Origin of the sequence: Psychrobacillus sp. FSL H8-0484 (genome assembly GCF_038005325.1) — a bacterium.
In the GTDB taxonomy this organism is placed as follows: domain Bacteria; phylum Bacillota; class Bacilli; order Bacillales_A; family Planococcaceae; genus Psychrobacillus.
In genome coordinates, this window is record NZ_JBBOSZ010000001.1 from 1929188 (window position 1) to 1943108 (window position 13921).

Annotated in this window: 11 protein-coding genes and 1 pseudogene; 8 read left to right on the forward strand and 4 right to left on the reverse strand. The window is 37.5% G+C overall.

The window, feature by feature from the left end; all coding sequences use genetic code 11:
* Window positions 1-402 precede the first annotated feature (402 nt).
* Both MHH81_RS09310 and MHH81_RS09315 read left to right on the forward strand, forming a co-directional pair.
* Window positions 403-1413 carry a proline racemase family protein gene (locus MHH81_RS09310; protein WP_340920404.1) on the forward strand — a complete coding sequence of 337 codons (1011 nt, stop codon included), beginning with the start codon at window positions 403-405 and terminating at the stop codon, window positions 1411-1413.
* 110 nt (window positions 1414-1523) lie between these two features.
* Window positions 1524-1706, forward strand: a pseudogene (locus MHH81_RS09315) (ornithine cyclodeaminase family protein); the annotation flags it as partial.
* A 163-nt stretch (window positions 1707-1869) separates the two neighbouring features.
* On the opposite strand, the gene MHH81_RS09320 reads toward MHH81_RS09315, so the two are convergent.
* The 4 genes from MHH81_RS09320 to MHH81_RS09335 all read right to left on the reverse strand — a co-directional run bounded on the left by MHH81_RS09320 (window position 1870) and on the right by MHH81_RS09335 (window position 5502).
* A complete protein-coding gene (locus tag MHH81_RS09320; RefSeq protein WP_340920406.1) occupies window positions 1870-3096 on the reverse strand; it encodes an NAD(P)/FAD-dependent oxidoreductase in 1227 nt (408 codons plus the stop codon).
* Complete coding sequence (locus tag MHH81_RS09325) at window positions 3089-3427, reverse strand: (2Fe-2S)-binding protein (RefSeq protein ID WP_340920408.1); 339 nt, start codon at window positions 3425-3427, stop codon at window positions 3089-3091. Before MHH81_RS09325 ends, MHH81_RS09320 begins: the two co-directional genes overlap by 8 nt.
* A complete protein-coding gene (locus tag MHH81_RS09330) occupies window positions 3424-3693 on the reverse strand; it encodes a (2Fe-2S)-binding protein (protein WP_340920411.1) in 270 nt (89 codons plus the stop codon). The genes MHH81_RS09325 and MHH81_RS09330 overlap by 4 nt, the downstream gene beginning before the upstream one ends.
* A 75-nt stretch (window positions 3694-3768) precedes the next feature.
* Window positions 3769-5502: a sigma-54 interaction domain-containing protein gene (locus MHH81_RS09335; RefSeq protein ID WP_340920413.1), complete on the reverse strand. Its 1734-nt coding sequence runs from the start codon at window positions 5500-5502 to the stop codon at window positions 3769-3771.
* 166 nt (window positions 5503-5668) lie between these two features.
* Here MHH81_RS09335 and MHH81_RS09340 point away from each other — a divergent pair, with 166 nt between their 5' ends.
* The 6 genes from MHH81_RS09340 (at window position 5669) to MHH81_RS09365 (ending at window position 13757) form a co-directional block, all read left to right on the forward strand.
* Window positions 5669-6841, forward strand: coding sequence for an NAD(P)/FAD-dependent oxidoreductase (locus MHH81_RS09340; protein WP_340925205.1), 1173 nt, complete (start codon window positions 5669-5671; stop codon window positions 6839-6841).
* The gene (locus MHH81_RS09345) at window positions 6841-7881 is read left to right on the forward strand and encodes a proline racemase family protein (RefSeq protein WP_340920416.1); all 1041 of its coding nucleotides are present in this window, start codon (window positions 6841-6843) and stop codon (window positions 7879-7881) included. Before MHH81_RS09340 ends, MHH81_RS09345 begins: the two co-directional genes overlap by 1 nt.
* Window positions 7882-8790: a proline racemase family protein gene (locus MHH81_RS09350; protein ID WP_340920417.1), complete on the forward strand. Its 909-nt coding sequence runs from the start codon at window positions 7882-7884 to the stop codon at window positions 8788-8790. It abuts the gene before it with no gap.
* Between the two features lie 181 nt (window positions 8791-8971).
* Complete coding sequence (gene dapA / locus MHH81_RS09355) at window positions 8972-9865, forward strand: 4-hydroxy-tetrahydrodipicolinate synthase (RefSeq protein WP_340920419.1); 894 nt, start codon at window positions 8972-8974, stop codon at window positions 9863-9865.
* An 18-nt stretch (window positions 9866-9883) separates the two neighbouring features.
* A complete protein-coding gene (locus MHH81_RS09360) occupies window positions 9884-11374 on the forward strand; it encodes an aldehyde dehydrogenase family protein (RefSeq protein WP_340920421.1) in 1491 nt (496 codons plus the stop codon).
* Window positions 11375-11684: 310 nt separating this feature from the next.
* Window positions 11685-13757, forward strand: a complete 2073-nt coding sequence (locus MHH81_RS09365; RefSeq protein WP_340920422.1) for a prolyl oligopeptidase family serine peptidase — start codon at window positions 11685-11687, stop codon at window positions 13755-13757.
* The last annotated feature ends 164 nt before the right edge of the window (window positions 13758-13921 follow it).

Here is a 13921-nt window from a genome sequence, read left to right on the forward strand (position 1 = left end):
GTTGACAAATAAAAACACCTTGCGTTGAAAAACGGGTAGTACCCTAATTATCAACGTGGAGGTGTCTTTTTTATGGGGACAAGATAGTACGGGTTATGAAATTGATTTATTAAAAAATATATTCAAATTTTTACTTACATTCAATTGCCTACTTAATAAGAATCCATAATCATCTCAATTTACATAATCCATATTAGTCTCTCACTTTATATAAAAAAACAATGTTGACAGAACATTAAAAAAATTCTATCATTAGTTTAATATTTAAGTGACACTTCAAAAATGTCGAAATTTTACTTAAATTATTGTGTATTTGATATCAAATAATTAGATTTAACTTCTTTTATTTGGTTTAGACATTGTATTAAATTTAAAATCAAAAATTAGAATGGAGAGATTTGAATGATTATTAAAAAAGTATACACAACAGTTGATGTCCATGTTGCAGGTGAACCATTACGAATTATTACTGACGGGTTACCAGAAATTAAAGGAGATACGCAGTTAGAGCGACGTGCTTATTGCATGGAAAATCTTGATTATATCAGAGAAGTACTGATGCTTGAACCGAGGGGACATCATGGAATGTACGGATGTATCATAACGCCTCCAGCAAGTCCTCATGCAGATTTCGGAGTGCTATTTATGCACAATGAAGGATGGAGTACAATGTGTGGGCATGGAATTGTTGGTGTGATTACAATGGGGATCGAAACAGGACGGTTCCTCGGAACAGAAGAAAATCAGAAATTTATAATTGATAGTCCTGCTGGGGAAATCGTAGCTTATGCAAGGTGTAACGGCTCTGTTGTGGAAGCGGTTTCTTTTGAAAACGTGCCGTCGTTTGTATTAGAAAAAGACATGCAGGTAAGTATTGATGGATACGAGTTTACTGTAGATGTTTCATTTGGAGGCGCGTTCTATGCAGTTGTTAAAAGTACAGAATTGGATTTGAAAGTAAATACGAAAGATTTACCTGCCATACAGAAATGGGGAACAAAAATTAAGCGATATATTGAAGACAAATTAGAGGTGGTTCATCCGCTTGAAAGTGGTCTTCGTGGAATCTATGGTGTAATTTTTTCAGATGATCCAGTAGGGGAAAATGCAGATTTGCGCAATGTTACGATCTTTGCAGATGAGCAAATCGACCGCTCGCCTTGTGGTACAGGTACATGTGCAAGACTAGCGTCACTTTATGCACATGGCGAATTGGAGGAAAAGGGAAGCTTTGTCCACGAAAGCATAACAGACGGCCAATTCGTCGGAGAGATTTTGGAGATTAGCAAAGTAGCGGGGTATGAAGCAATCATTCCAAAAGTTACAGGAGAAGCTTTCTTAACAGGATTTCACCAATTTTTAGTAGATCCACGAGACACATTACCAAGAGGTTTTTTATTGGAAGAGATTTAAAGACTTCGGAGATTAAAGCTAGAAGGGGTGATGTAAGGTGATAAAGTGGTGTGTAAAGCAGAATCTTTTTAATCAAGTGGCAATTGGAGCAGGAATTGGAATAGTAATTACTGGAAGAAACTAGTTATTTACATGTGCCGATATAAGAAGGTTTGTTCTCGGAAGCAGGCATACACGCCGAGCTTGGAAAAGTGGTCAGGATGGAGCGATCAGGAAGAGAAAACGATGAAGAAATTACCGATTTTAAATCTGTGGGTCTTGCAATAGCTGATATTGTTGTCGCAAAATATTAATACGATAAGGCTATTGCAAATAAAGCAGGAGTGCAAGTGGAATTATAAGTAGGATGTATAAGTTTTCATTCACCATAAAAATTACATCAAATAACAGAAAAAAAGTGATTTCCTAACGATAGAATCGTTTTGGAAATCACTTTTTTTCTGTTTCAAACAACGACTAATTGTACACTTTATTTTTCACTGAAATTAAATATTCATTCCAATATTTCTGTAACTTCTGTTTACCTACTTTAACTTCAGGATGGAATTGAATATGCGCTTTGTTTCGTGTCTGTTCAGTGAAGTTAACTGCTTCTTTGATCTTGTCTTCCTGTTGACCGCCATCCTTGCTATTGATGATTGCAAGTCCAGCGGTGATACCTTGGCTAATTGCGACTTTCGCACCTTCAATTCCCGTAATATTACCTGCAACATACAGGCCTGGCAAGGTAGTTTCCATCCGCTCGTTATGAAGGGGAACATACCCGCCCAATTCCTCGATATGATAGAACGGACATCCCGCCACAGCTGCTAACTCCGTAAGTGGGTACAATCCACCAGCGATACAAATAAAGTCCGCTTTAATGTTTTCTTCGGTTCCAGGGATAATTTCTCCAGCAGTACTGATTGTAGCGATTTTCACACCTTCAACCGCTCCGTCTCCATAGATCTCAATGACAGCTTTACGAAGCATAATTGGTATATCCCACATTTTGACCCCGTTTTTTGGATAAAAAGTAATACCCATTTTTTTCATGAAATCATTTTTCATAAGTTTACTTCCTAATTTTACGAATGTAGATGGTGCCATATGGGATACGTGTAACAGCGAATTCATTACATCTAATGGATTACCGTGTTTTTCCGTCACACTATTCATTTTCGGTAATGTAATGCATGCAACGTCAATATCAGCCAGTTTCAATTCCATTGCGATTGCGGAGGAGAGGACATTGACCCCTATTATGACACCCCGATCTCCTGGTTTTACCCGATGGACATTGGTCATCACTTGAGCTGCTCCGACAGACATCACACCTGGCAGTGTCCACCCTGGAATAGGCAACGGTGTTTCCGCAGCACCCGTAGCAATCAACAAGTGGGATGTGAGGTAAACTTCGTCTTCTGTATAGATTCTCCATAAGCCATTGATGCTTTCAATATTGGATACAGGTGTATGTAATTTAATTTGTACACCTAAATCTACTGCTTTATCCAAAAGTTTTTGAGACTCTTTTATCCCATTCCACCAATTACCATTTGGTTCTTCGTAAAGTTGCCCTAATAACCTTCCACCCGCCTTCATATACTCATCGATGACTAGGACACTATATCCACTTTCTGCAATTGTAATTGCTGCAGATAAGCCTGCAGGGCCTGCACCGATAATGATGACTTTATTCATTTTGTGACCTCCAGTCGCGTACTGATGTCAAAAGCTTTCCGCCGCTTGTGACAGCCATACCTTCTTGGACTGGTGTTAGACAAGCCCTCATCCCTTGTTTTCCGTCAATAGTGACACGGCACTCAAAACAATGTCCAATATTGCAGTATATCCCACGAGGCGTTCCACTTTCTTCATGATGTCTAAGTGTCCGAACCCCGTTTACCAACAAAGCTGCCGCGATAGATTCGTTACGCAATGCTTGATACTTATGATTATCAAAAGTGAAGGAAACAGTATCTGTTTCTTCTATTCTATCAAGTACAGGATGATGAATAATTCTTTTTGTCATTTGTTCACATCTCCCAACTTGGCGAAACTGATTGGACGAATTGGTGGCTGATATTTTAATGTAATTTTTGAAACATCCCTGTTAGTCGACGATATGGCAATGCTATCCACTGCAAGGCGGCATGTTCTACCGCCACAATAACCCATACCGGCACGTGTCCGCAGCTTCAATTCTCTTGACGAACAACTAAATTTTTTTGCTGTTTCTACTAATTGTCCGTACGTTACCTCTTCACATCTGCAAATAATCATTTCTTTTTCCGTCATTTATCTCACCCCATACTCAAACTAATGACTTGTACATATTATTAATATGCAAGAAGGGTGCCAACATTTATGACTTTATAATTTAATCCCCAATTTATTCATTCGATTGTAAAGAGTCGCGCGAGTGATTTCTAAATTTTTGGCACATAAAAGCTTGTTTCCATTTACTTTATTTAATTCTCGTAAAAGGATGGTCTTCTCATACTGTTGTAATTGATTGTCTAAAGAAAGATTCTCATCAACCGTTAGCTGAATAGGAATAGAACTTGATACTGGTTTTGAAGAATTCGAGATTCCTTCCATTTCGATTGGAAGATCTTCTGTTCTAATATTCCCGTTTTCAGAAAATACGACCAATCGTTCCACTACATTTTTCAATTCTCGAATATTTCCTGGCCAAGAATACTGTAGTAGTGTCTGCATGACCGTCTGAGAAATACCATGGATAGGGCGGTTGTATTTAACTGAAATTTCAAATAGGAAGTAGTGAGTCAATTCAATAATGTCTTCAATTCGATCTCGAAGTGGTGGTACTTTAAAATTAACGACATTTAAGCGGTAATATAGATCTTCTCTGAATTTCCCGTCTTTAACTAGTTCCTTTAGATCGCGGTTTGTTGCTGCTACTACTCTGAAATCTGCTTCTATTTCCTTTGTTCCACCGACTGCGTAAAATCGTTTTTCTTGAAGAAGGCGTAAAATTTTAACTTGCATATCTAATGGCATCTCACCAATTTCATCAAGGAATAGAGTACCTCCTCGAGCCAACTCGACTTTTCCTTTCTTTCCTCTTTGATCTGCTCCAGTAAAGGCTCCTTTTTCATAACCGAATATTTCACTTTCAAATAAACCGCTCGGTATAGCTCCACAATTGATCGCTACGAATGGAGCTTTAGCTTCTTCTCGTAAGTTATGAATGGCTTTTGCAAATAACTCTTTACCCACACCACTCTCTCCATAAATAAGGACACTTGCATTAGTCTTGGCTGCTTTTTCAACTATCGTCAAGGTCTGTTTTAAAGCTTGGCTACTTCCTTTAATATTATTGAAAGGATTTGCTGTTGGTGAAGTCTTTCGAACTTCTTCTTCTAAAGTAAATAATCTTTCAGATGTCAGGTACAGTTCATTATTCAAGAGAATTTGGCTTGTGATATCCGTTTCTGAAACGACAGCTCCTATAATTTCATCATTACAATAAACCGGATTTGAATTAATCATTACCACAAGATCATTTCGTGCATGATGTTGGTTGTGATAAACGGATGAGCCTGTTTTTAGTGAATTTAAGATCTCTAATTGTTCGGTACTGAAAAAATCCGTAATAGGCTTGCCGATAATTTCCTGTTCTTTCACGGAGAATATTTTTTCTGCCCCCTTTGTCCAAAACACTACATTTGCATCTCGATCAATGACAGTACAAGACTCATCAATTGTTTCTAGAATAGTGTTTAAATAGGCTTGTATTTGTTCGTATTGGTTTAAAAGGTTTTTAGAGATGACCTCAGTATTTACATACCCGACAAAAGTATTTTCGTCGTTCGCCAGTAATATATAGTTATCCAACGTGAGCTTGGATACTATTTTTTCTAAATGACTAGTAACAGGTAAGACTAGACATGGTTTATAAACCAGATCTCCTGTTGATTCTGAAAAGTAAATATGTTGAACCGTGTTCTGGATATTGATAAAAACTTTTTTAGGAGAGCTTTGTTTAACTATCTTCGTTAATGTAATCAAATCGATTAGAGAATCTATGACAATAAATTCTTTATCCATTACTTTTTCAAGTAGACGATATGCAAAGTTCATTTCTTTAGCCTCCTACTGTCAAATTTTTTTGATGTGTATAAAAATATTGACATAAATAATCAGAATTTTCAATAGAAATGTGTGTAAAGAAAGTTTTTTTCTTGGCATGGAACTTGCAATAAGTAAATATGAAGATGTAAATGAGAGGGGGATTTTTGTGGGGAGTATTCAACATCGAGATATTGTTGTGATTGGAGGCGGCATTATCGGTGCTGCAATTGCCTATTATGGATCGAAAGCAGGATTAGAAATAACAGTGTTAGAAAAGAACGAATTGGCTAGCGGGACTTCATCTAGATGTGATGGGAATATTCTAGCGATTGATAAAGATCCTGGCTTTGATAGTCAAATGTCATTAAAAAGTCAACAGCTTGTCCATGAATTAGACAGAGATTTGGATATCTCATTTGAATACCGCAACCCTGGTAGTATTTTAGTTTGTGAGAGCGATGCTGAAATGGAAGCAGCGAATCAATGGGTCAAACGACAGCAAGCGGCTGGTTTAGATTTTAAAATGTTAGACCGTGAAGATCTTCGTAATGAGTCCAAGTACTTTGCGGACGATTTATATGGGGGGTTAGAGTGTAAAACAGATTCGACAGTCAATCCATATATGCTAACGTACTCAATGTTTTACAGTGCTGAAAAACAAGGGGCTAGAATTCACACTAATACAGAAGTGAGGAATATGACAAGAGATGCTTCCGGTAAATTTACCATTGAAACGGATAATGGAACATTTTCTGCAAATAAAGTAGTCAATGCGGGTGGTGTATGGGCACCGAAAATTGGTGAAATGGTGGGATTGGATATTCCAATTGTTCCAAGAAAAGGTCAATTGATCGTCGCTTCGAGACAGCAGCCTGTAGGTCTTCGAAAGGTGATGGAATTTGGTTATCTGATTTCCAAATTCGGAGGAGAAAGATTAGTTGATCCGATGACAGAAAAATATGGGGTTGCACTCGTATTTGAACCGACAGAAGCCCAAAACTTTCTTATTGGAAGCAGTCGTCAATTTGATGGCTTTAATACGAGAGTCAATCATGAAGTCATCCAGTATATAGCCAAACGAGCAATCCGTTTTTATCCGAAAATAGCGGATATGACAGTTATCCGCACTTATGCCGGATTAAGACCTTGGACGGAAGACCACTTGCCAATCATTTCTCAAGTCGATCACATACCGGGTTACTATATCGCAGCAGGTCACGAAGGAGATGGTATTAGCTTGGCTGCGGTAACAGGAAAGTTGATTGAAGAAATGCTGAGTGAAAGAGAAACGTGCATTCCAATTGAACCACTTCAGCTTTCCCGATTTAAAGAGAGGGTGAAAATCTAATGAAATACCAACGAGTGTTTACAACGATTGATACACATACCGGAGGAAATCCAACGCGGACACTTATCAGCGGATTACCTCCATTAAAAGGAAACACCATGTCTGAAAAAATGTTGTACATGGAGAAACATTATGATTGGATTAGAAAGTTTTTAATGAACGAGCCCCGTGGTCACGGCGTCATGTCTGGTGCTTTGATGACAGATCCTTGTCATCCTGATGCAGATGTAGGTGTTATTTATATTGAAACGGGTGGTTATTTACCAATGTGTGGTCACGATACGATAGGTTTTTGCACTGCACTAGTGGAGGCTGGATTAATCGAAGTATTTGAACCTATCACCAATATTAAAGTGGACACCCCGGCAGGACTTATTAATGTGGATATAAAAGTAGTCGACGGAAAAGCCAAAGAAGTGACATTTGTCAACGTACCTTCCTTTTTGTTGAAATCCATTGAAATTGAAGTGGAAGGCATTGGTAATGTGGAATGCGATATCGCTTATGGTGGAAATTTCTATGGAATTATCGATGCTCGAAAACTTGGTATTGCACTTGTTGAGAAAAATGCGACAAATATTATTAACAAAGGAATTGACATCCGTAATGCTATTAATGCTGTGGAGGAAATTGTGCATCCAGAGTTTCCGTTTATCAATGGTTTGACACATATCGAATTTTTCACGGATCCTAGTCACCCTGAAGCAGACTTGAAAAATACCGTAATCGTACCACCTGGCGGAATTGACCGTTCACCATGTGGAACAGGGACCTCTGCCAAGTTAGCAACACTTTATAAGAAAAAGGAACTCGATATTAATGAACTATTTGTCTACGAAAGTATAGTAGGCACACTGTTTAAGGCACGTGTTCTCGAGGAAACGAAGGTGAAAGATCTAGATGCAGTCATTCCGGAAGTAACTGGGTCCGCTTGGATTATGGGGATGCATCGCTTCTTTTACAATAAAAAGGATCCTTTAAGTGAAGGGTTTCTTCTCATTCCCCCAATGGACCATTCATTTGCGAAAGAAGGTGTTTAAGTGAACATTGAAAAGTTGTTCTGTTCTATTGATACACATGTAGGGGGAGAAGCATTTCGGATAGTTATCCAATCTTCGATAGCTCTTATAGGGAATGATGTTCAGTCCAATCAAAAAGATTTGGCAGATAACTTTGAGAATGAAAAAAAACTTCTATTAAACGAACCTCGAGGCCATCGAGGCATGAATGGTTGCATCATAGCTCCATCAAAAGCAGCGGACTTTCAATTATTATTTTTCAACCATGAATGTACTAACGATTTTAAGTATGAGGCATTATTTGCAGCTACAACCGCTCTAATTGAAACTGGAAATCTCAAAAGAACTGCGAATGATTCCTATAATGTAGAAACGATGAATGGGATTTATACAGTACACGCTAATGTTGAAAACCAAGAAGTGATATCCGTTTATTTAGAAGGCATTTCCTGTTCTGTAATCGCATCCAGTCAAGATTCGATAGAAGTTTCATTGGACGCTTCAAGAAAATATCTGATATATCCACTGCCTAATACCATATCGGGAATTGAGTTAGACCAATTGGCAGCTATCAGTAATTGGGGTATTGCTAAGACATCAGAACTAATTCAAGAAAATATCGATTTTAATGGAGTTATTCTTGTGGAAGAATTTTCGGGTAAAGTTCGTTCTGTTACTTTTGAAAAAGATGGTTATATACTGCGTTCACCTGGAATTGATAGTACATGTGCAATTCATACTTCAATTAATTTAACTGAATCAAAGTATGAAATTGAAAATGAAAGTATTTTTGGCAGTTCACTAACAACAAAGTTGCAATATGAGAATGAATCTATTTTTTCTATTAAAGCAGTACCCTTTGTCACTGGGTCACATGAATTCATTTTTGATACCGAAGATCCATTAAAAGAAGGATTTATCTTGGCTTGAGGAATGACCTCTAGTATTCGAATGTTCGTAAGTAAAGTGATTTAAAGTAAAGGAAATCTGGTAAAGATTTACTGTTTAACTTTTTTATACAAAGCCCGAGGAAATAGAAGTGAAAAATAATTCAGTGCTAGTAAAAGAAAAGATATTAGTAAAATCATTAATATAATTGGAGGTATTACAGATGGTAATGTTAGAAGGCGTTTTTCCTGTACTTGTTACACCAATGTTAAATCAAGAGGAAATTGATTGGAATGGTTTCTGTAATAATATTGAACATTTTATTGAAGAAGGTGTAGCAGGAATTGCGATTAATGGTAGTACAGGAGAGTTTGTCAGCTTGACGAAAGAAGAGCGTTTTAAAGCAGTTGAAGTTGCGGTTAAGCAAATAAAAGGCCGTATTCCACTGATAGTTGGAACAGCTGCTGAAACGACTGCAGATGCAATTGAATATACACAACAAGCAGAAAAAGCTGGAGCAGATGCTGCTCTTTTAATTAACTCGTATTATGCACATCCAAAAGAGAATGAAATTTATGCACATTTTAAGGCAGTTGCGGAATCTGTAAAATTCCCGATTATGATTTATAACAACCCATTCACATCAGGTGTTGATATTAGCACAGAAACAATTTTACAAGTTGGTCGTGACGTGGAAAATATTACACATATTAAAGAATCTAGTGGTGGAATTGGTAAAGTACGAGATATCGCAAGACAAGGGGAAGGTTTCATTAAAGTATTCTGTGGTTCTGAAGACCTTGCCATTGAATCGTTCCTTGTTGGGGCAACAGGTTGGATTTCCGTTTCCGGTAACATTGTTCCTGGACTTGTAACTGCAATGTACAATCATGTACAAAATGGTGAAATGGATAAAGCTTGGTCTCTTTATGATCAATTATTGCCGCTTTGCGAATATCTCGAAGGCTCTGGGAAATACGTTCAAATTGCGAAAAGGGCTATGGAGTTGAAAGGTTGCGCAGGAGGCCCTTGTCGTTTGCCGCGTCTACCATTGAGTGAAGAAGAAGATGCGAAGTTAAGGGAACTAATGGCTGGTCTAGGTGTACTAAAAGACTAAAAAGACAGGAGAATGATTATGCAAACGATAACTTATGATTTGAAACCAAAAGTCAAAAGCTTTTTGGAAGGTGTAAAAGGTCTTTACATTAACGGTGAATACGTAGAGGCAATCAGCGGAAAAACGTTTAATGTTATTGATCCAGCAACAGAGGAAATCATTGCAAAGGTTAGCGAAGCTCAAGCAGAAGACATTGAAATAGCAGTTGCAGCAGCCCGTAAAGCATTTGACGAAGGCGACTGGACAAAAATGGATGCAGTGACACGTTCCCATCTTATCTATAAGTTCGCAGACCTATTGGAAGCTAACCGTGAGGAACTAGCACAACTAGAGACGCTTGATAATGGAAAGCCATACGAAGTCGCACTTGCTGACGACGTAGATGGCACAGTACAACATTTCCGCTATTACGCTGGATGGGCAACGAAAATAACTGGGCAAACGGTACAAGTATCACCTGATTATTTGAACTATATTGTGCATGAGCCAGTTGGGGTTGTCGGTCAAGTCATTCCTTGGAATTTCCCACTTGCGATGGCTGCTTGGAAACTAGGAGCTGCATTAGCTGTAGGCTGTACAGTAGTTATTAAACCAGCTAGTGAAACTCCTTTATCACTCCTATATGCAGCAGAACTTTTTAAACAAGCCGGATTTCCGGATGGTGTAGTTAACGTTGTTCCAGGTGCAGGCCGTATTGCGGGAGAAGCGATTATTAAGCACAAAGATGTGGACAAAGTCGCTTTTACCGGCTCAACTGCTGTCGGTAAAGAAGTCATGAAAATGGCTGCTGAGCAAGTTAAAGGAATTACGTTAGAGCTTGGTGGGAAATCTCCTTCAATCGTCTTAGAAGATGCAAACGTCGAAGAAGCAATTGAAGGCACATTCGCGGGAACAATGTACAACCACGGCCAAAACTGTAGTGCATGTACACGCGTTTTCGTTCATCGAAACCTTTACACTCGTTTTGTTGAGGCGTTTACTGAAAAAGCAAAATCACTTAAAGTTGGAGCAGGAATGGATCCGACGACTGATATGGGGCCTCTTGTTTCTGCTAAACAACAAAAAACAGTACTCGATTACATCGAGAAAGGAAAAGCAGAAGGTGCACGCCTCGTAGCAGGTGGTGAAAAGGCATTTGATAAAGGGTTCTTCGTCCAACCAACTGTATTTGCTGATGTCGAAGACCATATGACAATTGCACGCGAAGAAATCTTTGGACCTGTCCTTTCTCTTTTTGTTTTTGACACAGTGGAAGAGGTTATTAAACGTGCAAATGAGAGTGAGTATGGACTAGCTGCAAGCGTTTGGACAGAAAACATTAAAAAAGGCCACTACATCGCGAGCAAACTTAAAGCTGGAACCGTTTGGGTCAATGACTTTGGTCTTGAATGGGAAACAATGCCATTCGGTGGCTATAAACAATCTGGAGTTGGTCGCGAGATGGGCGGAGAATACGGATTAGCAAACTATACAGAAGTGAAAAGTGTTTTCGTGAATATTAAGCAATAACTCCAGTAGAAGAAGACGCCTAGCTTAGAATGGTAGGCGTTTTTTTCTACTAATAAGACCTATATCGGGATATTAGTTTGAGGCATTTAAAATGTCATGAATTTTTTCTGTAGGACTGTTTAGTTAATTTTAAATTAATTATTTTGGGTGCTTAAATTCAGGGGAATTGTATAAATATTTTTACAGTCATTTTTAAGAAGAAATTGGAGCTGAAAAGAAAAAATTACAGTAGTGAAAGCGAATTAAAGCATTTTAAAAGAATTGGGGCTAACTTGTAATTTTGGTCACCAATAAAGTGAGGAGAATTCTATTGACATTAAATATAAGAAAAGACGCAATCGTTGAAAACTTTTTTGGTGTAGATGTAGCAGACCCTTATCGATGGTTGGAGGATGAAGACCTTCCCGATACTAAAAACTGGACTGAGTATCAAAATGAAAAAACTCGTGAATTATTAGATGGTCAATTACAAAGGAAAAGAATAAAAAATAGAATTATAGAACTCAATGATTATGTGAAATATTCAACACCTAAAAAAGTGGGTGACTATTATTATTTTTTTAAGAATGACGGTCTTCAGAACCAACCAGTATACTGTCGTGGCAAGTCTCTAGTAGATGAAAATTTTGAAGTTGTACTTAATCCTAATCAATTAAATAGTGAAGGAACAGCAGCTATTACAGAAATTGCATTTAATCAAGATGGGACTATGATAGCTTATGCCATTTCCTATAACGGAAGTGATTGGCAGGATGTTAGAATTAAGAACCTAGAAACAGGGGCGGATTATCCTGAAGTATTGAAATGGTGTAAATTTTCTAGTTTTGCATGGAGTGAAGATTCGACTGGTTTCTTTTATAACCGGTATCCTGATCCCTCTACGATGGGACCTACAGAGGATAGTTATTATAATCGAGTTTATTGGCATAGAGTGAATACTTCGCAAGAAGAGGATAAATTAATCTATGAAGAGTCAAATAGAAAGGAGCGTTTATTTTACCCTATAGGGTCTGATGATAATAAATATCTTATCTTGAATGTAAATAATGGAACCGAACCGATAAATGAAATTTATTATAAATGTTTGGATGAAAGCAATTCATTCGTACCTTTAATAGAAAAAATTAATGCATATTTTACTTATTTAGGAAATGATAATTCTATCTTTTATTTTGAAACAAATGAGAACGCTCCAAAAGGAAAAATCATCTCTATAGACTTATCAAAACCTGAACGTAAAAATTGGAAAGAGATTTTACCAGAAGGAATGGATCCTATTTCCTTTACTAAAATTGTTAATGATAAATTTGTAGTCTGCACCATGCATAATGCTTCCCATAAATTGAAAATTTATGGGAAAAACGGCAGTCTGATATCGGATTTTCCATTACCTGATTTTATAACTATAAGTGAGGTTACAGGAAAAAGTACATCTTCTGAAATGCTAGTTGGCTACGTATCTTTTCTACAATCAATGCAAATTGTAAAATATGATTTTGATACCCAATCATTGAGCAATGTTTTCGTGATGAAAGATGATTTTTCAACAGAACGATATGAAACAAAACAAATATTTTATACTTCAAAAGATGGAACAAAAATTCCGATGTTTCTTACGTTTAAAAAGGGAATAGAATTGAACCAAGAAAATCCTGTTTTACTCTATGGATATGGTGGTTATAACATCAGTATAACGCCTTCTTTCTCTCCTGCTCTAAAGATGTGGATTGAGCAAGGTGGCATCTACGCTGTCGCAAACATACGTGGTGGAGCAGAATATGGTGAAGAATGGCATCAAGCAGCACTTTTTGAGAAACGTCAAAATAGTTACGATGATTTTATCTCTGCAGCAGAATGGTTAATCAGAGAAAATTACACCAAATCTGAAAAACTTGCAATTATGGGTAGAAGTAACGGAGGTCTTCTCGTAGGAGTTTGCATAACACAGCGTCCGGATTTATTTGGTGCCGCACTTTGCTTAGTTCCTGTAACTGATATGCTAAGATTCCATCGTTTTACTGTAGGTCGCTTTTGGACAACAGAATTTGGAAATGCTGAGGAAAACGAAAATGACTTCAAGTTTTTATATAAATACTCACCATTACACAATGTAAAAGAAGGGGTAGAATACCCCCCGACACTTATTTCTACTGCAGATACTGATGACAGGGTAGTTCCGATGCATGCAAAGAAGTTTGGTGCAACTCTGCAGGAGGCCCAATGTGGAGATAACCCGATACTTCTTAGGGTTGAGAAGAACGCAGGACATGGACTAGGAAAGCCTTTATCTAAACAAATTGAGGAAGACACGGATCTTTACACTTTTTTATTTAAAGAACTGAAAATAAATTTTTTGGAGAGCAAATATAAAAAGGGCATTTAAATATTCATTGTTTACCATGTAGTTGTAGCTCATCGTATCGACTAGTTTGTGCACAGATAAGTCATCCAGGTTTGGTATATTCCTATTAAAAATAAAAAAGGTTTTTCTAGAAATAAATTATGCCTTTGATTGTAAAGGAAACAGGTATCCAATCCTGTTTCTCA

What these genes read in the sequence shown, in the direction of transcription:
- MHH81_RS09310 (WP_340920404.1), top strand. Translation starts at nt 403, where the DNA reads ATGATTATTAAAAAAGTATACACAACAGTTGATGTCCATGTTGCAGGT.
- MHH81_RS09320 (WP_340920406.1), bottom strand. Translation starts at nt 3,096, where the DNA reads ATGAATAAAGTCATCATTATCGGTGCAGGCCCTGCAGGCTTATCTGCA.
- MHH81_RS09325 (WP_340920408.1), bottom strand. Translation starts at nt 3,427, where the DNA reads ATGACAAAAAGAATTATTCATCATCCTGTACTTGATAGAATAGAAGAA.
- MHH81_RS09330 (WP_340920411.1), bottom strand. Translation starts at nt 3,693, where the DNA reads ATGACGGAAAAAGAAATGATTATTTGCAGATGTGAAGAGGTAACGTAC.
- MHH81_RS09335 (WP_340920413.1), bottom strand. Translation starts at nt 5,502, where the DNA reads ATGAACTTTGCATATCGTCTACTTGAAAAAGTAATGGATAAAGAATTT.
- MHH81_RS09345 (WP_340920416.1), top strand. Translation starts at nt 6,841, where the DNA reads ATGAAATACCAACGAGTGTTTACAACGATTGATACACATACCGGAGGA.
- dapA (WP_340920419.1), top strand. Translation starts at nt 8,972, where the DNA reads ATGGTAATGTTAGAAGGCGTTTTTCCTGTACTTGTTACACCAATGTTA.
- MHH81_RS09360 (WP_340920421.1), top strand. Translation starts at nt 9,884, where the DNA reads ATGCAAACGATAACTTATGATTTGAAACCAAAAGTCAAAAGCTTTTTG.